Genomic DNA, 22159 nt, shown 5'->3' with positions numbered 1-22159 from the left:
CTGCCCGATAACGGCTTACTTTTCGATCCCTCTTGCCTTCGCGCTGAACTCGCACCCGCAGTAATCCTGCCGGTACAGGCCGTATTCCTCCGAAAGCTGCAGGCTGCGCAGATAGCCGTTGTGCTTTTTGAAGTCCGAAGGCAGATGCTTTACGCCGAACTCGGCTTCCAGCTCCTGCCCGATGGCATTGATGCGCTTGGCATCTTTATGCGGGCTGATGGACAGTGTAGTGGTGAACCAGTCGAAGCCGTTCTCACTGGCGTATTGCGCCGCCCGGCGCATCCGCAGCCGGTAGCAGATCGTGCACCGGCTGCCCCGCTCCGGCTCGTTTTCAAGGCCGGTGACAGCAGAGTAGAACTCCTGCGGGTCGTAGTGGTCCTCCACCACGGTCACGCCCAGAGGATGGGCTGCTGCCACGAACTTCTTCAGCTCTTCGCCGCGGCGGTAGTATTCCTCTGCAGGCCATGTGTTGGGGTTATAGTAAAGCACTGTGATCTCAAAATACTGGCACAGCTGTTCCAGCACTGCGCTGGAGCAGGGGCCGCAGCAGGCGTGGAGCAAAAGGCGCGGCCGGGTGCCGTCCAGCGTTTTGAGCACGGCATCCATCTGCTGTGCAAAATTCAATTGAGTTGCCATTTTTATCATCCTTTGCTATACTGATTGAGAAAATTCCTTAAAAAGCTCGCCCTTTCGGGGGAGCTGGCATTGCACAGCAATGACTGAGAGGGTTTGCTTTCTTATTATAACATATTCCGCTTGAAAATACAGGAGGCACCATGACACAGGAAAAGATCGCCCGCATCAACGAGCTGGCAAAAAAGAGCAAGACCACTGGCCTGACCGAGGCCGAAAAGGCAGAGCAGCAGGCCCTGCGCCGCGAATACATCGACGACATGAAGGCCAGCCTGCGCGCACAGCTGGCCAACACCTCCATTCAGGAGCCGGACGGCACTATCCACAAGGTGATCCGCCGTGCCGACCTTGAGAACCCCCGCAGCTGAACGCACAATTTTGCGCACACTTTTTTGGAGGAAAACGCAGCCAAAAGCTGTGTTTTCCTCTTTTTTTGCACGGCGATCTGTGCTATACTATACTTGCATTGGTATGTGCTTTGTGTATGCCTGCTGATGTGTTTTCCCAAGGTGGCGTATCCCGGGCAAGGTGCACGGAAAAGGCTGTCTTTTGAAAAAATGATAAAGAGGTCATTTATTATGCTTACTGCAATTACGGGTATCAACTGGGGCGATGAAGGCAAGGGCCGCATGGTCGACCTCATCAGCCAGGAGTATGACATCGTTGCACGTTATCAGGGCGGCAACAACGCCGGTCACACGGTTAAGAACGAGCGCGGCAAGTTCGTGCTGAATCTGCTGCCCTCCGGCATCCTGCGTCCGAACGTGGTCTGCGTTATGGGCAACGGCATGGTCATCGACCCGCATCATCTGGACGGCGAGATCAACAAGCTGCGGGAGCAGGGCGTTGAGATCAGCCCGGCAAACCTGAAGATCTCCGACCGTGCAACCATCACCATGCCCTACCATGTGGAGCAGGATGGTCTGGAAGAAGCACGTCTGTCCAAGACCGGCGCACAGTTCGGCTCCACCAAGCGCGGCATTGCCTACGCTTACGGCGACAAGTACATGAAGAAGACCCTGCGCATGGGCGACCTGCTGCATCTGGACGACGCTGTGAAGAAGCGCCTGGTCACCATGGTGGATTCCAAGAATCTGGTCATGGAGGGCAGCTACAACGCAGCTCCCATCAGCGTGGATGAGATGTGGGCATGGCTCGAAAAGTATGCCGCCATCTTCAAGGATTACATCTGCGATGTGGGCCAGTATCTGGCCGATGCAGACGCTGCAGGCAAGAAGGTCCTGTTCGAGGCTCAGCTGGGCGCTCTGCGCGACATCGATTTTGGCATTTACCCCTATACCACCTCTTCCAACGTCATCGGTGCTTACGCTCCCATCGGCGCAGGCATCCCGGGCCACAAGCTGCACAACTCCATCGGCGTGATGAAGGCTTACTCCTCCTGCGTGGGTGACGGCCCCTTCACTGCCGAGCTGGCTATGACCGAAGAGGAAAAGCACGACCTGCGTGAGGCTGGCCACGAGTACGGTGCAGCCACCGGCCGTCCCCGCCGCGTTGGCCCCATCGATCTGGTGGCAAGCCGCTACGGCGTGTTCTGCCAGGGCTGCGATGAAGTTGCTCTGACCCTGCTGGACGTGCTGGACTACATGGAAAAGATCCCCATGGTCACTGCCTACAAGCTGACCGATGGCAGCACCACCACCCGCTTCCCCATGGGCGAAGCTCTGGACACCGCACAGCCCGTGGTGGAGTACCTGCCCGGCTGGCACTGTGATATCACCGCAGCCCGCAAGTGGGAAGACCTGCCCAAGGAAGCACGCGATTACGTGGAATATCTGGAAAAGGCTGTCGGCTGCAAGATCACCTACATCTCTGTGGGTGCCGAGCGTGAGGCTTATATCCACCACGTATGATCCCCTGCAAAGCTCCTGAATGATTCAGAAAAGGAAGCGTCACAGATGTTTGATATCATTACCGACAGCGCATGCGACCTGACGCTGGACACTGCCAAACAGCTCCAAATCGAGGTCGTGCCCTTCTATGTCTCGCTGGACGGCGAGCACTACCGCAAAGAAGGCAAGGAAATCGCCGTGCGGGACTTCTACCAGTTCATGGTGGACAACCCTTCGGCCTACCCCAAAACCAGCCTTGCTTCCATTGAGGACTTTGAGCAGGCATTCCGTGCCCATGCTGCTGCTGGCCGGGATGTGCTGTGTCTGGTGTTCACCAGCAAGATGAGCGGCTGTGTGGGTAGCGCCCGCAATGCCCGGGATCTGGTGCTGGAAGATTTCCCCGATGCCCGCATTGAGGTCATTGACAGCGCGGCGGCTACCGTTACCGAGTCCACCATGGTGGAAAACGCCGTGGCCATGCGGGACGCAGGCTGCACGCTGGACGAGACCGTGACATGGCTGGAAGCAGAGAAAGCTACCAACCAGATCTTCTTCACGGTAGGCAATCTGGACTATCTCATCAAGGGCGGCCGCATTGGCAAGGTAACGGGCCGTGCAGCCAACATGCTGGGCATCAAGCCGATGATCCTGTTCAAGGATGGCGAGATCTTCTCCGGCGGCGTGGCACGCGGCCGACAGAAGAGCTTTGAAAAAGCGCTGGAACAGCTGATGAACTATCTGGATGCCCACGGCGGCACCCCGGACGACTACCGCATCACCGTAGGCTACGGCTACGACGAAGAGGAAGGCAAGCGCCTGTGGATGCAGACCCGCGCGGCCCTGCGTGCAAAGTACCCCGGCGCACAGTGCGAAGTGGGCCTGTTGCAGATCGGCTGCACCATTGCCGTGCACACCGGCCCCTATGCGCTGGGCATGGGCGTGATGCGCCGCTGGAAAAAGCAGGGCTGAGATCACATTATATGAATTTTTGAACTCCAGAAAATCTATGGATTTTTTGGGGTTCTTTTTTTAGAGCAATGCTTCCCATACAGAGCGTATTCGAGTGGAACAGATTTCTTGACTTTTATGCAATTCTTCTCCACCGGATAAGTTCTCTTTTGCGTGCCAAAAGAGAACCAGAAAGGACGGCGGTGCCCGCAGGGCATGAAAGCCCCAGTGGGGCTTTTAAGCCGCAGACCGGTTTGCAAAGCAAATGCCGCGTGTTCAGCGCGGCAAGGTCTCCGCTACTTTCGAGGCGCGGGAGGCGGCGGGTTGCGGCTCCCTGCGTCTGCTTCGTGCCTTGCGCGGCACTCGCATCCTGCAGGCCGCTGCCCCAACAGCTCCTCCCTGTTTCGGCCGCCGGCCGCGGTCGTCGCCGTTGCAAACTAAGGGCTGCTCGCCCTTAATAATCCCAAAGCAGATGGGCTCCATACAAAAAATCCAAGTCGCTGCGCTAGAGGATTTTTTGTGTTGCGCCGATTTTAAGTCGCTTACGCGACGAACGGTATGGCAAGGCTGCGTGTTTTTTCTAGCAAAAACTGTGATTTGCAAACTTTTTATGAACCCTATTGACAAAGTGGGAAAACAGGAGTATAGTTTTAGCAGTCGAACAGATAGAGTGCTAAAACAAGTAAAACCAGTTCGGCAGGAGGTGCTTGAAACCGTGAAACAACTGAAGAATAGCCGCTGCTTCCCGTTCGGCAGCATCTCTGCACCGGGCTTTTAGCAGATGGCTATCGCGTCCGCTAAAATAAACCTTCCGGTATGAATGGAGGCTTGACTTTATGAATACCAATCAATATACACAGAAAACGCTGGAGGCTCTGCAGGCAGCGCAACAGCTGGCTGTGGAGTACCAGCACAATCAATTGGAACCTGAACATCTGCTGCACGCCCTCGCTTCGCAGGAGCAGGGCCTGATCCCGCAGCTGCTGCAGAAGCTGAATGTTGACCCCGGCAGCTTTGCTGCCGCCGTGGCCGAAAAGCTTTCGGCTCTGCCCCGGGTCTCCGGCTCCGGCCGTGACCCCGACAAGGTCTATATCTCGCAGGCTGCCGATAAGGTGCTCAGCGCCGCCGCCCGAGAAGCCAAGGCCATGAAGGACGACTATATCAGCGTGGAGCATGTGTTCCTGGGTCTGCTGGACGAGCAGACCCAGAACACCACCGAGTTGTTCCGTGCGTTCAGCATCACGAAAGATAAGTTCCTGCAGCAGCTCACAGCAGTGCGCGGCAACCAGCGCGTCACCAATGACAACCCGGAGGATACCTACAACGCCCTGCAGAAGTATGGTCAGGATCTGGTAGATCTTGCCCGCAAGCAGAAGCTGGACCCCGTCATCGGCCGTGATCAGGAGATCCGCAACGTGATCCGCATCCTGTCTCGTAAGACCAAGAACAACCCCTGCCTGATCGGTGAGCCCGGCGTTGGCAAGACCGCCATTGCAGAGGGTCTTGCACAGCGTATCGTGCGCGGCGATGTGCCCGAAAACCTGAAGGACCGCATCGTGTTCAGTCTGGACATGGGCGCTCTGGTGGCCGGTGCAAAGTACCGCGGCGAGTTCGAGGAGCGCCTGAAGAGCGTGCTGAACGAGGTGAAGAAGAGCGAGGGCAAGATCATCCTCTTCATCGATGAGCTGCACACCATCGTGGGTGCCGGCAAGACCGATGGTGCCATGGACGCAGGCAACCTGCTCAAGCCCATGCTGGCCCGGGGCGAGCTGCACTGCATCGGTGCCACCACACTGGACGAGTACCGCCAGTATATCGAGAAAGACCCCGCTCTGGAGCGCCGCTTCCAGCCGGTACAGGTGGATGAGCCCACCGTGGAGGACACGATCTCCATTCTGCGCGGCCTGAAGGAACGCTACGAGGTGTTCCACGGCGTGAAGATCAACGACAGCGCCCTGATCGCCGCTGCCACCCTGTCCGACCGCTATATCACGGATCGTTTCCTGCCGGATAAGGCCATCGACCTTGTGGATGAAGCCTGCGCCATGATCAAGACCGAGATGGACAGCATGCCCAGCGAGATGGACGATCTGGCCCACCGCATCACCCAGCTGCAGATCGAGCAGGTGAGCCTGAAAAAGGAGACCGATGCCCTGAGCCAGAGCCGCCTGAAGGATCTGGAAAAGGAGCTGGCCGAGCTGCAGGACAAGTTCCGCAGCATGAAGGCAAAGTGGGAGAACGAGAAGAACGCCATCGGCAAGGTGCAATCCCTGCGTGAGCAGATCGAGCAGACCAATGCCGACATTGAAAAGGCTCAGCGCGAGTACGACCTGAACAAAGCCGCTGAGCTGAAATACGGCAAGCTGCCCCAGCTGCAGAAACAGCTGGAAGAGGAAGAGAAGATCGCCGCCGCCAAGAAGGAGGACAGCCTGCTGCGTGACCGCGTGACCGACGAGGAGATCGCCCGCATCGTGGCCCGCTGGACCGGCATCCCGGTGGAGAAACTGGTGGAGGGTGAGCGCGAGAAGCTGCTGCATCTGGACGATGTGCTGCACCAGCGGGTCATCGGTCAGGACGAGGCTGTGACCAAGGTGAGCGAGGCCATCCTGCGCAGCCGCGCCGGTATCGCCAACCCCAACCGCCCCATCGGCAGCTTCCTGTTCCTCGGCCCCACCGGCGTGGGCAAGACTGAGCTGGCCAAGGCACTGGCACAGGCCCTGTTTGACGACGAGCGCAACATGGTGCGAATCGATATGACCGAGTATATGGAGAAGTTCAGCGTCAGCCGTCTGATCGGCGCGCCTCCGGGATACGTCGGTTATGAAGAGGGCGGCCAGCTGACCGAGGCTGTGCGCCGCAAGCCCTACAGCGTGGTGCTGTTCGATGAGGTGGAAAAAGCCCACCCCGATGTGTTCAACATCCTGCTGCAGGTGCTGGACGATGGCCGCATCACCGACAGTCAGGGCCGCACCGTGGACTTCAAGAACACGGTCATCATCCTCACCTCCAATCTGGGCAGCGACATCATCCTGAATGATCTGGAGCAGCGCCGTGCCAACGGTTCCAACGAGCTGAGCGAGGAAGCAAAGCACCAGATCGACCAGCTGCTGAAGAGCAAGTTCCGCCCCGAATTTCTGAACCGTCTGGATGAGATCGTCTACTACAAGAGCCTGACCAAGGACGAGATGCGCAAGATCGTGGATCTGCAGCTGCAGGATCTGCGCAAGCGCATGGACGAGGGCAAGCACCTCAAGCTGGAGGTCACCACCGCTGCCAAGGACTTCATCATCGATTCTGCTTACGACAGCGTCTATGGCGCACGTCCCATCAAGCGGTTCATCCAGAGCCGCGTGGAGACCCTGATCGCCAAGGCCATCATTCAGGGCAGCTATACCGAGGGCAACACCCTGACGGTAGACTGCGAGAATGGCGCTTTGACCCTGCGATAATGTAAATTTTACCTGTTCTGTACGGACTTTGCGGCAAGAAAGCTTGCACCACCGTACAGAATATGGTATGATTACAAATAACATTGATGTGCTTTTCATCGCGGAACAGCAACGATGGGGAGCACATTTTTGTATGTAAGAACATTTATCCCAAAACTCTCTCAGGCGCGTTGCGCCAGTGTGCGATATCCCGGGCAGCAGCACCTTCTGCGTGGAAGGGGCTGGCTGCGGGCGCACAGAAAAAAGCTCCCCCCTTCGGGGGAGCTGGCATCGCGCAGCGATGCCTGAGAGGGTTCAAACAAAAACAGAAAGTTGAGTGTGATTTCCCTTTTTATGGACGATGGCAGTATTACGCTTTTGGCGGCGCTGATCATTCTGGTGGCATTTTCCGCCTTTTTCTCCGCCTCTGAGACCGCATTTTCTTCCCTGAACCAGATCCGCCTGAAAAGCCGCGCCGAGGACGGCGATTCGGCAGCAGCCCGTGTGCTGGCTATGTCGGAAAAGTACGACAAGCTGCTCTCCACCATCCTCATCGGCAACAATATCGTCAACATTGCCGCAGCATCCATTGGCACAGTGCTGTTCACCCGCCTGCTGGACCCGGAGCGGGGCGCGACGGTGTCCACCTTCGTGCTGACCATTGTGGTTCTGATCTTTGGCGAGGTGACCCCCAAGAGCCTTGCAAAGGAGATGCCGGAGACGGTTGCCACGGCGGTTTCGCCCTTTTTGAACCTGCTCATGATCCTGTTCACCCCGCTGACCTGGCTGTTCACCCAGTGGAAGCGCCTGTTGGGGCATTTCATCCGCAGCACCGAGGAGGACACCATCACTGAGGGCGAGCTGATGACCATGGTCAGCGAGGCCGAGAACGACGGCGAGCTGACCGACCGGGAAAGCCAGCTCATCCGCAGCGCCATTGAGTTCGACGATGTGGAGGTGGAGGAGATCCTCACGCCCCGCGTGGATGTGATCGCGGTGGAGGACGATCTCTCGCTGGATGAGGTGGCCGATACCTTTGCGGAATCGGGATATTCCCGTCTGCCCGTCTACCACGGCACCATTGACAATATCATTGGTGTGGTACATGAAAAGGACTTTTACCTTGGCCGTCTGCGCAAGGATACCACGCTGGAAGACCTTGTGAAGCCCACCCTTTATACCACCGGCTCCACCCAGATCTCCCAGCTGCTGCGCACCCTGCGCGAGCAGCACCATCACATGGCGGTGGTGGTGGACGAGTACGGCGGTACCGAGGGCATCATCACGCTGGAAGACATTCTGGAAGAGCTGGTAGGCGAGATCTGGGACGAGCACGACGAAGCGACCGAGGACTTCCGCAAACAGTCGGACGGCAGCTGGATCGTACTGGGCAGTGCCGGTGTGGACGACCTGTATGAGAGGCTGGGCCTGCCGGAGGATGAAGATATCGATTCCAATACGGTGAACGGTCTGGTGCAGGAAAAAACCTGCCATCTGCCCAAGGTGGGCGACCGGTTCACGCTGGGCGAGTACGACGGTGTCGTTACCCGCACGGCCAAGCGCCGCGTGACTGAGGTGCGCCTGACCCCGGCGGAAAAGCCGGAACCGAAGAAGGAAGAAGACGAAAAGCCGCACTTCAACCGGCTGACCAATAAGTAAATCTAAGGGAGGATGCCGTTTTCCAATACGGCCCTATCCTGTGAAAAAGCAAACTCCGGCAGACCGCGGTCTGCCGGAGTTTGCTCTATAAAAATAATTGTTCCGCTGAATATGGTTAGAGCGAAGCGGAAGCCATTAAATGGTTTTGCTTTCCGCCTGCAGATAGGTATACAATGCTCCCACCTGATTGGCTTCGCTGCTGAAATGGCAGGGCACGATCTCGCAGCGGGGCAGACCGATCATGTAGGGTGATTCCCCACGGGAAGCAAACAGCCCGGCATATACCCGGCGCAGATCGTCCAGCAGCAGCGGCTGCTTGCTGATGCCGCCGCCGATGGCTACCTTTTCCACATCCAGCAATACGGTCAGGTTGTAGATCTGCACGGCCACCATCCTGCAGAACCGTTCCAGCACTTCCAGCGCTTCCGGCTCGGCGGCATTGGCGGCATCAAAAAAGAGTTTACCGTTCATGGGGGCATCGGCGGGCAGGCCTTTGCGGGCACGGTACCACTTGAGCAGGTATTTGGTGCTGCACTGGCAGGCCATGGTTTTTTCGGTATTCTCCCACTCGTCGGCGTTGGTGTTCACAAAGCTGTACTCTCCGGCGGTAAAGTGCACGCCGCGCACCAGCTGGCCATTGGCAATGATGCCGCCGCCCACGCCGGTGCCGATGATAAACACTGCCGCATTGCAGCAGCCCTGCAAGGCACCGGCCCGCAGCTCTGCAATGGCTGCAGCCTTGCCGTCGTTTTCCAGCGTGACACGGCAGCCGCATCTTTCGCGCACCAGCTGCCCCACCTGTGTGCCGGTGTTGTACAGAAGTGCCCCGCCGTTGGAGACATAGCCGGTGTTGGCATCCACAAAGCCGGGCAGCGCCATGGCGATACCGTCCACTTCATCCTTATGCGGTGCATACAGAGCGTATATTGTGTCGAGAAAATGCTCCTGCGTATCCTGCGGCGTGGGCACGGAACCGGCATCGAAACGGTTCATCTGCTCGTCCATGACCGAATATTTGATCTCGGTGCCTCCTACGTCAAAAACCATGACCTTCATTGCTGTTCCCTCCGCAAAGCTGATCTTCTTCCTTATTATGGCAAATGCGTGCAAAAAAGTAAAGCCATCCGCAACATGCCGCGAATAGCTTTACTTTAATTTAGAGCTTGCTCAGCTGCGGGCCCTGTGCGGTGTCCTTGACCGCCCAGCCCAGTTCGGTCAGCTGTGCACGGATGGCATCGGCAGTGGCCCAGTCCTTGGCCTTCTTGGCGGCGGCACGCTTCTCTACCAGCTCAGTCACCTCGGCGGGCACCTCGTCCTTCTTGCGGTTGTACAGCAGGCCCAGTACGCCGGTAATCTCGTCGAACGCAGCGGCGGCGGTCTGCAGGGCATCCTTGGAGGAAACAGCCGACAGCGTGTTGATCTCCTTGACCAGATCGAACACGGCAGCCAGTGCATCCGGGGTGTTCAGGTCATCGTCCATGGCGGTGCAGAACTTGGTGCGGGCCTCGGCAGCCTTTTCCTTCAGAGTCTCGTCGGTGCCAAAGGCATCCTTGGTCAGGGCAAAATCCAGATTTTCGCGGCAGGTGTACAGGCGCTCGAGACTGTTCTTGCAGCTCTCGATGAGATCCACGGTGTAGTTCAGCGGCATCCGGTAGCCTGCGGTCAGCATGAAATAGCGGATGGGCTCGTAGCCGTAGACGTCCGCCACGTCCCGCACGGTAAAGAAGTTGTGCAGGCTCTTGGACATCTTCTGATTGTCCACGTTGATGAAGCCGTTGTGCATCCAGTAGCGGGCAAAGGTGCAGCCGTTGGCGCACTCGCTCTGTGCGATTTCATTCTCGTGGTGGGGGAAGATCAGGTCCTGACCGCCGCAGTGCAGATCGATGGTCTTGCCCAGATGGGTGCGGCTCATGGCGCTGCACTCGATATGCCAGCCCGGACGGCCCATGCCGTAGGGGCTTTCCCATGCAGGTTCACCGGGCTTTGCGGCCTTCCACACGGCAAAGTCTGCGGGATCCTCCTTCAGGTCGTCGTCCATCTGGCTGCGCAGCTCACGGTTGCCGCTCTCCAGATCGTCCAGCTTCAAATGGCTCAGCTTGCCGTACTCGGGATCGCTCTTCACCCGGAAATACACATCGCCGTTCTTGGCAACATAAGCGTGGCCGGAGTCGATCAGATCCTTCACGATATCCAGGATCTGCTGGATGTGCTCGGTAGCCCGGGGCTGGACGGTGGGCTTTTTGCAGTTGAGGCCGGCGGCATCCTTGAGGTACTCGGCCTCAAAGCGCTGAGCGACCTCCTTCATGGAGGTGCCCTCTTCCTGCCCCTTCTTGATGAGCTTGTCGTCGATATCGGTGATGTTGGAAACATAGAACACCTTGTTGCCGCGGTACTCAAGGTAGCGGCGCAGGGTATCGAACACGATCAGCGGGCGGGCGTTGCCGATGTGGATATAGTTATAAACGGTAGGGCCGCAGACATAGATGCGGTATTCACCGGGCACCTGCGGCACGAATTCTTCTTTCTGGCGGGTCAGCGTATTGAAAATCTGCATGGCTGTTTCTCCTTTTTTACTTTTTTCATTATAACGGTGTACAGAAGGGAAGTCAAGAAAAAACGACCGCTCCCGGCGCATTCTGCACACCGGAAACGGTCGTTTTTCAAATCAGGAGCTTAGCCGGGATAACGGCTCACTTCCAGCAGCTCTTCTGCACGCTTCACCTGCTCCGCGGTGGGCGGCACGGCGTCCGGCAGTGGATAAGGGATGCCCAGCTTCTGCCACTTGAACAGGCCCAGCGTGTGGTAGGGCAGCACCTCCACCCGCTGCACCGTTTTCAGGCTGCGGATGAAGTCTGCGGTCCTGCGCAGGCCCTCCTCGTCGTCGGTCAGGCCGGGTACCAGCACATGCCGGATCCACAGCGGGATGCCGAGGTCAGAAATATGCCGCGCCATCGCAAGGATGTTGGCATTGTCTTTGCCGGTGAGCTGCCGGTGGCGTTCCGGGTCGATCTCCTTCAGATCGAGGATGACCAGACTGGTGGACTTCATCAGCCGGTCAAAACCGGCCAGATAATCCGGGTCATCGGGCCGGAAGGGCTGCCCGGCGGTATCCAGAGCCGTGTGCACGCCTTTGGAGCGGGCCAGCTCGAAGAATGCCGTCAGGAACTCCATCTGGCGCAGCGGCTCGCCGCCGCTGACCGTGATGCCGCCCTTTTTGCCCCAGTAGTTGCGGTAGCGGTAGACCCGCTGGAACAGCTTTTCTGCCGTCCATTCCTCGCCGCCCTCCGCAGCCCACGTTTCCGGGTTGTGGCAGTATTTGCACCGCAGGGCACACCCCTGCAAAAACACCACAAAGCGCACACCGGGGCCGTCCACAGAGCCGAAGGATTCCAGCGAGTGGACATAGCCGATGGGGTTACAGGGCTGCATGGCAGGTGCGGGAGATAACGTCCATCTGCTGCTCGCGGGTCAGGTCGATGAACTTGACGGCGTAGCCGGAGACGCGGATGGTGAAGTTGGCGTACTCCTCCTTCTCGGGGTGCTCCATGGCATCCAGCAGCTTCTCCTTGCCAAAGACGTTCACGTTCAGGTGGTGTGCGCTCTGATCGAAGTAGCCGTCCATGACCTGTACCAGATTCTCCACCCGCTCGTCTTCACTGTGGCCCAGAGCGTCCGGGTTGATGGTCTGGGTGTTGGAGATACCGTCCAGTGCCCAGTGGTAGGGCAGCTTTGCCACCGAGTTCAGGGAAGCCAGCAGGCCGTTCTGCTCTGCGCCATAGCTGGGGTTTGCACCGGGAGCAAACGGGGTGAATGCGGCACGGCCATCGGGCAGAGCGCCGGTGTACTTGCCGTACACCACGTTGGAGGTGATGGTCAGGATAGAGGTGGTAGCCTCAGAGTTGCGGTAGGTGTGGCGCTTCTTGATCATCTCCAGGAAGGTGCGCAGCAGCCACACGCCGATCTCGTCGGCGCGGTCATCATCGTTGCCGTACTTGGGGAAGTCGCCCTCGGTCTCAAAGCCGGTGGCAAGGCCGCTCTCGTCACGCACTACCTTCACCTTGGCGTACTTGATGGCGCTCAGGGAGTCGATGACGTGGGAGAAGCCTGCAATGCCGGTGGCAAAGGTGCGGCGCACGTCGGTGTCGATAAGGGCCATCTCGGCTTCCTCGTAGTAGTATTTGTCGTGCATATACTGGATCAGGTGCAGCACATTGACGTACAGGCCAGCCAGCCAGTCCAGCATCTGGACATACTTGGGCAGCACCTCGTCGTAGTTCAGGTACTCGCTGGTGATGGGGGCATAGTTGGGGCCGCACTGCTCGTGGCTCTTCTCGTCCACACCGCCGTTGATGGCGTACAGCAGGCACTTGGCAAGGTTGGCGCGGGCACCGAAGAACTGCATCTCCTTGCCGGTCTGGGTGGCAGACACGCAGCAGCAGATGGAGTAATCATCGCCCCAGACGGGCTTCATCACGTCGTCGTTCTCGTACTGGACAGAGCTGGTATCGATGGACACCTTGGCGGCATATTTCTTGAAGCTCTCCGGCAGAGCGGAGGAGTACAGAACGGTCAGGTTCGGCTCCGGTGCGGGGCCCATGTTTTCCAGCGTGTGCAGGAAGCGGTAGCAGTTCTTGGTGACCATGCTGCGGCCATCCATGCCGATGCCGCCCACTTCCAGCGTTGCCCACACGGGGTCGCCGGAGAACAGCTGGTTGTAGCTGGGGATGCGGGCAAACTTGACCATGCGGAACTTCATGACCATGTGGTCGATCAGCTCCTGAGCCTGGGTCTCGGTCAGGGTGCCGTTGTCCAGATCGCGCTGGATGTAGATATCCAGGAAGGTGGAAATGCGGCCCACGCTCATGGCAGCGCCGTTCTGGGTCTTGATGGCGGCAAGATACCCGAAATACAGCCACTGGCAGGCCTCCTTGGCGTTCTTTGCGGGCTGAGAGATATCATAGCCGTAGGCCTCGGCCATCTTCTTCATGCCCTTCAGGGCGCTGATCTGGCGGGCGATCTCCTCGCGCAGGCGGATCACGTCGTCGGTCATGGTGCCGTCGCCGCAGTTGGCAAAGTCCTCCTGCTTGAACTTGATCAGTGCATCGATGCCGTACAGCGCCACACGGCGGTAGTCGCCCACGATGCGGCCGCGGCCGTAGGTGTCCGGCAGGCCGGTGATGATGTGGGTGTGGCGGGCCGCCTTCATTTCAGGGGTGTAGGCATCGAACACTGCCTGATTGTGGGTGCGGGTGTAGTCGGTAAAGATCTTGTGCAGCTCGGCGCTGGGCTGGTAGCCGTAGGTGGTGCAGGCCTGCTCTGCCATCTTGATGCCGCCGTAGGGCATGAAGGCGCGCTTGAGGGGCTTGTCGGTCTGCAGACCCACGATCTGCTCCAGATCCTTCAGGCTTTCGTCGATATAGCCGGGGCCGTAAGCAGTCAGGCTGCTGACCACTTCGGTCTCCATATCCAGCACGCCGCCCTTGGCGCGCTCGGCCTTCTGCAGCTTCTGCAGGGCCCCCCACAGCTTGTCGGTCGCTTCGGTGGGGCCGGCCAGAAAGCTTTCGTCGCCGTCATACGGGGTGTAGTTCTTCTGGATGAAGTCGCGCACATTGACTTCTTCTTTCCAGATGCGGCCCTCAAAGCCTTCCCACTGTTCAAAATTGATCATTGGAACCTCCTTGCTCCATTACGCAGTTAGCGTTTTCTAACTAATGAGCCTTTGAAAAACCGCTCTGTATGGCGGCTTTCTGGGGGCAAAACGGTCTTGAACTGCCGACTGCGGCAGCCCCAACTACAAGGTATAGACAAAAATGAAAACCTGCCCACAAAATCTTGCGTTATTATAATAGCAAGAACCACTTTAAAATGCAATAGAAAACAAGTGGGTTTTCTGCCAAAGCAAGGGGCTTTCTTTGGGCAGAATGTAGAAAAAGCGCCGAAATCCCGGCGGTGCACCTATTTTGCGAAAAAAATCGAAAAATAAGGGTTGACAAGACTAACCGGCTGTGGTATTCTGTTCTCGCAACGAGGTTAGACAAATCTAACCACGTTGCACCAGAAAAGCGGAAGCCTCTGCAAGGGCTTCTGCGAAAACCGGATCCGCCATGGCAGAGCTGCGGAGCTGTGTCAGGTGATCCCCAAGTTTGTCGTGGCGAGGCCACTCCATCTTGCTTACGCAAGACCGCTTTGTGGCTTAAAAGCCCCACTGGGGCTTTCATTGCTGCGCAAACGCCAATTCCTCCATTCCATTCTCTTTTTTCAAGTGAGCTGTGGTTTTAGTTTGCTCCCACGGCTCGATGCGCGGCATTCGGTGTGATTGGTACCGCACCAAGTGCAAAAGAAAAACAAAAACGGGACATGCAGCTTGACCACCTGCGTGCCCCGTTTTTTGTTTTTAACTCCTTCAGTCATGGCTGACACCATGCCAGCTCCCTCAAAGAGGGAGTCCTTGGCAGTGCGGAAAACTTTACAGTTTTGCCAAAGCCTCCCTCACTGAGGGAGGTGGATGTGAGTGCAGCGAGCAGACGGAAGGAGTTTTACTTCACGATTTCCGCCAGCTTTTGATACACTTCCTCCGCGCCGCCTTTGGGCGCTTTGACCTTTACGAACTGGCTGTTCACGATGGCGGTGCCATCGGAGTAGACGGTGAACAGGAGGTTATTGTTCTCGGCATCATCGTAGTAGCTCACAGTGACGGAATCCACCGGGTATTCGTGGCTGTAGGAGGAATACTGCTGGTTGAACCGCTTGACACAGGTAAGGCCGGAAAGCACGTTTGCGATCTGCTGATAGGCAGGGTCGTCGGCAGAAAGCAGCTGAACATCCATCTCTGCGGAGCGGGCAAAGTTCTGAATGTGCTCCACCCGGACACTGGCCTGTGTGCTGGCCTTGATCCCGGATGCAAGATCGATCTTTGCGGAAGGAAAGATCAGCACCAGTGCAAGCAGCACTAAAATGACAATGCCGAACCGGGACAGAATGCCTTTTTCCTTCATAAGAGTCATGCCTCCTTTGGCGGCTCCGCTCCCATTTGGCCCAGATGCCGCTGAGCGATGAAGAAGCCCACGGCGCTGGCGGCGAACACCACATAATAGCTGGCGATGCGGTAGAGCATCATCACGCTCATCACCTCGCCGCGCTCCAGAAAGCTGCCGAACACCAGCAGGAATGCCGTCTCGATGGAGCCCATGCCGGCCACATTGGGCAGGGCGTTGGACAAAAACAGCATCAGGCTGGTGAGCAGCTGCACCTGCAAAAAGCTCAGAGGGGAAAGCCCCATGAACCGGATGCACAGGTAGGGCAGGCAGAACAGCCCGAACAGCTTGACCGCCTGTAATGCCAGAATTTCAGCGCAGTGGGGCTTATCTGCCAGCAGACGGCGGCTCTCCTCGCCCAGAATATCCAGCTGCTGCTGCCAGTCGGCGCGGCGCTGCTGCCATTTTTCCGTTTTGGGCAGCAGACGCATCAGCCAGCGGGCAAGGTTCTGCACCAGCGGCGATACGCACACCAGCACCAGCACCACAATGATGGCCGCCACTACAGCGTATGCCATGGGCAGATAATTCATCACACCGGTGGTGTTGGCGGCAAGCCACCTGTGCTGCAACAGCAGCATCACCGTGGCATACAGCAGCACGGTGGTTTTGTGGAACACGTACTGCAGGGTCATCAGGCCCACACCCGGGCCCACCGGCAGGCCGCAGCGGTGGAGATACCAAGTCTGCACCGGCACGGCGCCTGCGCCCAGTGTGACCACATTGCCAAAGGCGCCGCACCACGCGGTATCGATGCCCTGCCGGAGCCTGAAGCCCGGGATGCGGCTGCGCACGATGACCCACGCCACGCACCCTTCCAGCAGCGGATAGCTGAGGCCGATGGCCAGCACCACCAGCACCTGCCATGCGGACAGCTGCGAAAGCGCTGCGGTGATCTCGGCCCAGTTGTCCTTGAACAGCAGCACGATGATGCCGGTAAGTGCGGCGAGCACCAGCAGCGAGATCACTGTCTTTTTGCGGGAAGGTGCGGCAGAGGCGGGTTGGCTCATAGAGAGAACAGGCTCCTTTCAGGCGGAATGATTTGATAAAAGTATAACACACGCGGACTGTGTCTTTGTGAACGGAACTGGAATTTTCTTGTGCAATTTTGATGGAATGATAAAAAGGCAAGGGCAGATGTACGCATCGACCCTTGCCTTTATCTTGTTTTTAGTCTGTTGATTCGTTCACCAGCCGTGTCAGGGTGGCAACATAGGCTTCGTTGGAATAATATTTCTCGTACATTTTCCGGCAGTCAGCTTTCATGGCGGCCAGCTGTTCCGGATGCAGGATAGCATGCTCCAGCACCTTTGCCAGCTGATCCGGGTCGTCGTCTTTGTACACAAAGCCGTCCACGCCCTCGGTGATCAGCCCGGCGGTGCCGGTGTGCTCCGACACGATGGAGGGCTTGCCGAAGATCAGGCCCTCGGTGACGAAGGTTGGCATGGGATCATCGCGGGAAGCGCATACCACGCAGGCGCACTGATCCATCAGGGATTTAATCTCGGGCCGTTCCAGACGCTTGCGGTAGAAAACGGTGTCCGGGTAGTCCTCCACCAGTGCATCCACGGCGTTCTTCAGGCTCTTGTCCGCCGCCTTGCCCACGAACAGGAAAGCAGCCTTCTGGCGCACCTCGGGCTTTAGCAGGCGGATGGCGTTGCAGAAAATATCCTGACCCTTGCGCGGCTCAAAGGAACCTACGGTCACGAACAGCGGCCTGCCGCCGGCATAGCTGATATCGTAGGGCGGGAAGCTTTCCTGCGCATAGTCCGGCAGACCGTAGATCAGCTGTTCAATGCTGAAGTCCGGCCGCACCGAGTGCATGGCGGCAGTGGCGTGGGAGCCTACGGCGCACACATGCACATTGGAGCCCAGTGTTTTGGGAATCTTGTGCGCAATGAACGGGTAGCCTGCAAAGGCATCGTGCAGCCACCACAGCACCGGCACGAAGGAGCCGTTCAGGGTGCTCACGGCGGCAGCCTCTACCACGGTGTTGGCCAGCACAAAATCGGCACTGGTGGCAAGGCCCCACAGCGACGAGTTCATCACGCAGTCGCTGCGGGTCACTACGGCGGCACCGGCATCCAGAAACAGCGGCAGCGAGCCGTCGTCCGCAGGGCCAAGCACCACCACTTCAAAGCCCATGCTGCGCAGCACCGGCACGGCACTTGTCAGCACGATGGGCGCACCGGTCATGGTCAGCTCGTGGCTCAGGATCAAAGCACGCTTTCCGTCTGCAGAGAACACATCGTCGGCACACAGCTCCCGCCGGAAGTGCAGCAAAGACTGCGGGATGCGGTGGCAGTTTTCCGCCATGGCGGTGGCAAGGCGCAGCAGCTCGGTCACGCTGTCCCTGCCGCGCGCAGCGGCGCGCACCCGGTCCAGAAGCTTCCGCGATACCATGGCGCAGCGGCTGCACGGGATGTGCTGGGTGCTCAGATAAAGGGCGGTGGAGCCATCGAAGCCAAAGGCGGCATCACACACCACAAAATCGGCACCGGTGCGCAGGGCGGCGGCAAAATAGGTCAGGGCGGTGGAGGTGCACTCCAGATCTTCGCTGACCAGCAGCACGCCCTCCACCGAGTCGGTCAGGGCGGGGGCCAGCTCCGTCACCAGCCGGAACTTGCGGTGCAGCTGGTTTTCCAGTGCGTGCTCCAGCGCCTGATGACGGCCCGGTGCATACACCAGCAGATAGGTGCTCTGGGTATCGGTATAAACCTGCTTCGTCAGCTGCTTACGCTGCAGGGTGCTGTAACTGCTGTACATGTTGACAACTCCTTTAGCGATCCGATTCAGCCGCGCAGCAGGCGGCGCAAAGCACGCAGCGGTGCGGTAAGCCGCCAGCTGCTGCTCTCGTACAGGTTTTCCAGCGAATCTTCATAGGCAGCACGGCTGTTCTGCAGTTCCGTCAGCTGATTGTTCAGCCGGGTGTTCTCGGCAAGGGCGGCCTGCAGCTGTTCCAGAACATCGTTCTTTTCGGCCTCAGCCTGCAGCTTGATGGTATTCAACGCGCTGAGCAGGGCCTTGCCGGGCTGCTCGTGCTGGAAGCGGCCCAGCGGATAGTAATGATAGGTTACGGCAAACTTCATCCCGGCCGCAAAGGGCACGGTGCTGCACACGGTCAGGTTGGGGTCCACATCCAAAAACAGCAGGCAGTCTTCCTGCAGCCGGATGCCGTTCATGGCGCGGCATTCCAGCCGCTCGTCCGAGATGCTCAGGTCAGTCACGCAGCAGGCCAGCTCACCGGGGTCCAGCCGCAGCGCACGGGCATCCGTGGGCAGGGTGAACACCGCAGAGACCTCGTGGGTCAGTTCGTCGTAGGCGTCCTCGGCAACGGTCAGGCATTCCCGCGGGGAATAGCCGGAGCCGGAATCGTAGAACAGCTGCGGCAGGGTCAGGGCGGCAGGTTCGTTGTCGCTGCCGTGCCTTGCCAGTGCGGCCTGATAGTTCAGCACCTGTTGTTCCAGCTCCAGACACCGCTGTGCCAGCCGGGATACACCTTCGTCAGAGAGCTTGAGCTGCTGTTCCAAGTCAGCAGCGCGGCTGCGGGCCGCAACAAGGGTCTCGGGGGCATCGTTGTTCATAACCGGATTCTCCTCTTACTTTTATGATGGCTGCACCGCAGCAGCCGGAAAAACATGTCAGTGCCGGGAGGTATAGTGCACGGCGGGCGTTCTGCGCTGTGCAGGGAAAAATCGGATGATGAGTGCGCGGCGTACACGCAGCAGCTCACACACCAGCCAGATAGAGCCCAGAGAGATGGCATATTGCAGCCACATGCCCAGCACCGGCTGCGCAGAGAACTTTGCTACCATCAGATACCACGGAATAGCGATGATCTCCACGGTATGTACGCAGAAAATGTTCAGCGAACGGCGGCCCACCGCTTCCAGAAAGTGCACGATGGGGCCATGGCCGCGGCTGAGTCGCATGAACAGCCGGATGAAAAGCAAGCCTGCAGCACCGTCCAGAAAGATGCTCAGCGGCCCCAGTGACCACTCGGCCAGCGAGATGCAGTCGGTGGTGCGGGTAGCAAGAGCGCCTACGGCAATGAGTGCTGTGGCGGCCAGCAGCCCGGCAAAGACCTTGGGCGGCAGGGGCTCGTCCAGCAGATGCTTCTTTTTGGCAAGGAAGCCGATATAGAGGTAGGGCACCACCACGGCACCTTGGATCAGGCAGAAGGGCAGTTCCCACACAAGGCTCGCGCCCCAGCCCAGCAGGACGCAGCCTGCCACAGCCCATGGAACATAGCGCTCCGGGAAGATGTTCAGGATCACATCCAGCAGCACCCAGCCTACCATCAGCGCCAGCAGATACCACATCGGCCCGCAGGAGAAGAACTCCTGCCCGAAATACTTGGCCGTGTGGGGCAGGCCCAGCAGAAAGCCGCCGGTGACCTTGATAGACTCGCCGATGGTGCCGGGCAGGTACTGGAACGTCTTATAATGAATGATAAAGTGCAGCACGCAGGTGAACAGCGCCGTGTAAGCATAGGGTTTGAGCAGGCTTTTGAGTTGCTGGTGGATGCACTTGTGGATAGAGCGCTTGCGGAAGCCGTAGCCGCTGGCAATAAAAAAGGCGGCCATCAGCGCTTCGCGGTAGATGAACGGGAAAAACGCGGTCAGGGACAGGCCGCTGACCGCCTGCATGGGATAAAGCTCGGCGGTATGCGCAAAAACGATGGTCAGCATACCGGCACCCTTGAGCATGTCGAACATGCCGATGGAGCTGGCGGTGCGGGGCTTGGTTCCTTCCATGGAGGTTCCTTCCTTGCGCGGGACATTCCATCAGAGCCGGACGCCGCACAATGCGTAGATTTTGAATGAAAAAGATAAAATTTTGTATGGATATGAACCCAGTATAATGCTTTTTGCACAGACTGTCAATTTTGAATTGCGGTCCGGCGGGCGGGGACACATTGCAGCCTGCAATAAAAGCATAGCACAGGCAGGGCGGCTTCGCAACGAAAGCCAGAATTTACATCTGGAAACGACATGATATGCAAGATTTTATTGTCAATGTTTGGAATTAAATGTTGCAAAACTCTTGCATTGACACGGGCCTTATTGTATACTGGGCACAGTTGGAAATGACTGGAAGGATCTGTGCTGGCCTACACAGGAGCGCCGGATCGGATGATAAAAATGGAGGAAAAAATGATTACATCGCTGTATCAGTCACTTTGCAATATGGAAACCAACATTGCAGACCGTGTGGCTCTGCGCTGGTATGATGAAAAAAAGCAGGGCGTGGCCGAGGTGCACTACGCACAGTATGCCCAGGATCTGCGCCGGTTCGTGGCGTTCCTGCGTGCAGAGTATGGCGATGTGCGCGGCAAGCGTGTGGCGATCCTGGCCCGCAACAGCTACCAGTATGTCATCTGCATGTACGGCACGGTCATTGCCGGAGCCGTGGCTGTGCCGCTGAACCTTGGCAAGGACTGGGATGCCATCTCCTATGAGCTGGGCCTCACCGAGCCGGTGTGCATTCTGCAGGATGGCGAGTTCGCGGAGCGGGAGCCTGCCCTCGCTGAGACCTACGGCAGCATCCTGAAGCCCATGGACGTCTTTGCGGCCTATGAGCCTGCCGAGGACGTGACCGAGGTGGAGGACCTCTCTGCTCTGGCCTTTATCATGTTCACCTCCGGCACCACCGGCCGCAGCAAGGGCGTTATGCTGAGCCAGAAGAACCTGTTCAGCGCCATGCCGGCTTTTCTGGACCCCTTTGACGATGTGAAGAAGTACACGGGCTGGAATACCGACGAGTTCTCGTCCCTGTCCGCCCTGCCCATGTTCCACATCTCCGCCATGACCAGCCTTGTTTCGTGGAGCATCACCGGCCACTCCATCAACCTGTGCAACAACCTGAAGTATTTCTACCGTGATCTGGGCGCCATGCACAGCGAGGTGATGGCGGTGGTGCCGGTGCTGCTGAAGAGCATCTACAGCGATGTGATGAAGGGCCGCCGCGACCGCCTGAACGGCCTGTGCGTGCTGACCTGCGGCGCTGCCATGTTCGACCCCAAGATTCTGAGCGATATGATGGAGAAGGGCTTCTTTGTGGCCCAGATGTACGGCCTGACCGAGACCTGCGGCGACGGTGCATGGAACTCCTCGCAGGAGGCAAAGTACCTGACCAGCGTGGGCCATGTGGACCTCAGCTGTGAATACAAGCTGGACGACGGCGAGCTGTGCATGCGGGGCAACCCCATCATGCTGGGCTACTACAAGGACCCGGAAGGCACTGCAGAAGTCATCGATGCAGACGGCTGGTTCCATACCGGCGACATTGCCCGGGTGGAAGAGGACGGCTACATGTACCTGACCGGCCGCAAGAAGAACGTGATCATTCTGGACAGCGGCGAGAACGTGAACCCCGAGGAGCTGGAAAAGCTGCTGGTGCCCTGTGCGGACATTCAGGAGTGCATCGTGAAGGAAAAGGACAAAAAGATCTGTGCCCTCATCTACTGTGACCCTGCAAAGCAGGATGCGGTGAAGGAGTTCGTCACTGGGGTCAACCGCGGCCTGCCGCTGTACAAGCGCATGGTGACGGAGTTCAGCGCACAGCCGCTGCCCCGCAACGCCATGGGAAAACTGCTTCGCTGAAC

16 protein-coding genes are annotated in these 22159 nt (G+C 58.3%); 6 read left to right on the top strand and 10 right to left on the bottom strand.

Going from position 1 to position 22159, the window contains the following annotated elements:
• Window positions 1-15 precede the first annotated feature (15 nt).
• Entirely contained in the window at window positions 16-645 is a 630-nt protein-coding gene (locus J3348_RS10660; protein ID WP_154260760.1) for an epoxyqueuosine reductase QueH, read from the bottom strand.
• A 131-nt stretch (window positions 646-776) separates the two neighbouring features.
• Here J3348_RS10660 and J3348_RS10655 point away from each other — a divergent pair, with 131 nt between their 5' ends.
• The 5 genes from J3348_RS10655 (at window position 777) to J3348_RS10635 (ending at window position 8518) form a co-directional block, all read left to right on the top strand.
• A complete protein-coding gene (locus J3348_RS10655; RefSeq protein ID WP_120080532.1) occupies window positions 777-1001 on the top strand; it encodes a DUF896 domain-containing protein in 225 nt (74 codons plus the stop codon).
• A 210-nt stretch (window positions 1002-1211) separates the two neighbouring features.
• The gene (locus J3348_RS10650; RefSeq protein ID WP_044953951.1) at window positions 1212-2504 is read left to right on the top strand and encodes an adenylosuccinate synthase; all 1293 of its coding nucleotides are present in this window, start codon (window positions 1212-1214) and stop codon (window positions 2502-2504) included.
• Window positions 2505-2549: 45 nt separating this feature from the next.
• Window positions 2550-3452: a DegV family protein gene (locus tag J3348_RS10645; protein ID WP_005943906.1), complete on the top strand. Its 903-nt coding sequence runs from the start codon at window positions 2550-2552 to the stop codon at window positions 3450-3452.
• A gap of 815 nt (window positions 3453-4267) precedes the next feature.
• The gene (gene clpB / locus J3348_RS10640) at window positions 4268-6880 is read left to right on the top strand and encodes an ATP-dependent chaperone ClpB (protein WP_207698956.1); all 2613 of its coding nucleotides are present in this window, start codon (window positions 4268-4270) and stop codon (window positions 6878-6880) included.
• A gap of 333 nt (window positions 6881-7213) precedes the next feature.
• Complete coding sequence (locus J3348_RS10635; RefSeq protein WP_207698967.1) at window positions 7214-8518, top strand: hemolysin family protein; 1305 nt, start codon at window positions 7214-7216, stop codon at window positions 8516-8518.
• A gap of 135 nt (window positions 8519-8653) precedes the next feature.
• Here J3348_RS10635 and J3348_RS10630 read toward each other — a convergent pair whose 3' ends face one another.
• The 9 genes from J3348_RS10630 to J3348_RS10590 all read right to left on the bottom strand — a co-directional run bounded on the left by J3348_RS10630 (window position 8654) and on the right by J3348_RS10590 (window position 20309).
• Entirely contained in the window at window positions 8654-9574 is a 921-nt protein-coding gene (locus J3348_RS10630; protein ID WP_207698955.1) for an ROK family protein, read from the bottom strand.
• Window positions 9575-9674: 100 nt separating this feature from the next.
• Window positions 9675-11072: a cysteine--tRNA ligase gene (cysS, locus tag J3348_RS10625; RefSeq protein WP_097774303.1), complete on the bottom strand. Its 1398-nt coding sequence runs from the start codon at window positions 11070-11072 to the stop codon at window positions 9675-9677.
• A gap of 119 nt (window positions 11073-11191) precedes the next feature.
• On the bottom strand, window positions 11192-11947 hold the full coding sequence (pflA, locus tag J3348_RS10620; protein ID WP_005943928.1) for a pyruvate formate-lyase-activating protein: 756 nt from the start codon (window positions 11945-11947) through the stop codon (window positions 11192-11194).
• Entirely contained in the window at window positions 11934-14186 is a 2253-nt protein-coding gene (gene pflB, locus J3348_RS10615) for a formate C-acetyltransferase (protein WP_207698954.1), read from the bottom strand. The genes pflA and pflB overlap by 14 nt, the downstream gene beginning before the upstream one ends.
• An 868-nt stretch (window positions 14187-15054) precedes the next feature.
• Complete coding sequence (locus tag J3348_RS10610) at window positions 15055-15513, bottom strand: hypothetical protein (protein WP_207698953.1); 459 nt, start codon at window positions 15511-15513, stop codon at window positions 15055-15057.
• A gap of 5 nt (window positions 15514-15518) precedes the next feature.
• Window positions 15519-16562: a lysylphosphatidylglycerol synthase transmembrane domain-containing protein gene (locus J3348_RS10605; protein ID WP_207698952.1), complete on the bottom strand. Its 1044-nt coding sequence runs from the start codon at window positions 16560-16562 to the stop codon at window positions 15519-15521.
• Between the two features lie 160 nt (window positions 16563-16722).
• On the bottom strand, window positions 16723-18318 hold the full coding sequence (locus J3348_RS10600) for a glycosyltransferase family 4 protein (RefSeq protein ID WP_154255531.1): 1596 nt from the start codon (window positions 18316-18318) through the stop codon (window positions 16723-16725).
• Window positions 18319-18344: 26 nt separating this feature from the next.
• On the bottom strand, window positions 18345-19136 hold the full coding sequence (locus J3348_RS10595; protein WP_207698951.1) for a hypothetical protein: 792 nt from the start codon (window positions 19134-19136) through the stop codon (window positions 18345-18347).
• A gap of 57 nt (window positions 19137-19193) precedes the next feature.
• Entirely contained in the window at window positions 19194-20309 is a 1116-nt protein-coding gene (locus J3348_RS10590; protein WP_097781330.1) for an acyltransferase, read from the bottom strand.
• Between the two features lie 399 nt (window positions 20310-20708).
• On the opposite strand from J3348_RS10590, the gene J3348_RS10585 reads away from it, so the two are divergent.
• The gene (locus tag J3348_RS10585; RefSeq protein ID WP_242702959.1) at window positions 20709-22157 is read left to right on the top strand and encodes a class I adenylate-forming enzyme family protein; all 1449 of its coding nucleotides are present in this window, start codon (window positions 20709-20711) and stop codon (window positions 22155-22157) included.
• Window positions 22158-22159 lie beyond the last annotated feature (2 nt).

It is taken from the genome of Faecalibacterium sp. Marseille-Q4896 (genome assembly GCF_017377615.1).
Classification (GTDB): domain Bacteria; phylum Bacillota; class Clostridia; order Oscillospirales; family Ruminococcaceae; genus Faecalibacterium; species Faecalibacterium taiwanense.
The sequence above is the reverse complement of the archived record's forward strand: the minus strand, read 5'-3'. Positions and strand labels throughout refer to the sequence as shown.

Coding starts and splice junctions, on each gene's coding strand:
- J3348_RS10660 (WP_154260760.1), bottom strand. CDS start 645: ATGATAAAAATGGCAACTCAATTGAATTTTGCACAGCAGATGGATGCC.
- J3348_RS10655 (WP_120080532.1), top strand. CDS start 777: ATGACACAGGAAAAGATCGCCCGCATCAACGAGCTGGCAAAAAAGAGC.
- J3348_RS10650 (WP_044953951.1), top strand. CDS start 1,212: ATGCTTACTGCAATTACGGGTATCAACTGGGGCGATGAAGGCAAGGGC.
- J3348_RS10645 (WP_005943906.1), top strand. CDS start 2,550: ATGTTTGATATCATTACCGACAGCGCATGCGACCTGACGCTGGACACT.
- clpB (WP_207698956.1), top strand. CDS start 4,268: ATGAATACCAATCAATATACACAGAAAACGCTGGAGGCTCTGCAGGCA.
- J3348_RS10635 (WP_207698967.1), top strand. CDS start 7,214: ATGGACGATGGCAGTATTACGCTTTTGGCGGCGCTGATCATTCTGGTG.
- J3348_RS10630 (WP_207698955.1), bottom strand. CDS start 9,574: ATGAAGGTCATGGTTTTTGACGTAGGAGGCACCGAGATCAAATATTCG.
- cysS (WP_097774303.1), bottom strand. CDS start 11,072: ATGCAGATTTTCAATACGCTGACCCGCCAGAAAGAAGAATTCGTGCCG.
- pflA (WP_005943928.1), bottom strand. CDS start 11,947: ATGCAGCCCTGTAACCCCATCGGCTATGTCCACTCGCTGGAATCCTTC.
- pflB (WP_207698954.1), bottom strand. CDS start 14,186: ATGATCAATTTTGAACAGTGGGAAGGCTTTGAGGGCCGCATCTGGAAA.
- J3348_RS10610 (WP_207698953.1), bottom strand. CDS start 15,513: ATGAAGGAAAAAGGCATTCTGTCCCGGTTCGGCATTGTCATTTTAGTG.
- J3348_RS10605 (WP_207698952.1), bottom strand. CDS start 16,562: ATGAGCCAACCCGCCTCTGCCGCACCTTCCCGCAAAAAGACAGTGATC.
- J3348_RS10600 (WP_154255531.1), bottom strand. CDS start 18,318: ATGTACAGCAGTTACAGCACCCTGCAGCGTAAGCAGCTGACGAAGCAG.
- J3348_RS10595 (WP_207698951.1), bottom strand. CDS start 19,136: ATGAACAACGATGCCCCCGAGACCCTTGTTGCGGCCCGCAGCCGCGCT.
- J3348_RS10590 (WP_097781330.1), bottom strand. CDS start 20,309: ATGGAAGGAACCAAGCCCCGCACCGCCAGCTCCATCGGCATGTTCGAC.
- J3348_RS10585 (WP_242702959.1), top strand. CDS start 20,709: ATGATTACATCGCTGTATCAGTCACTTTGCAATATGGAAACCAACATT.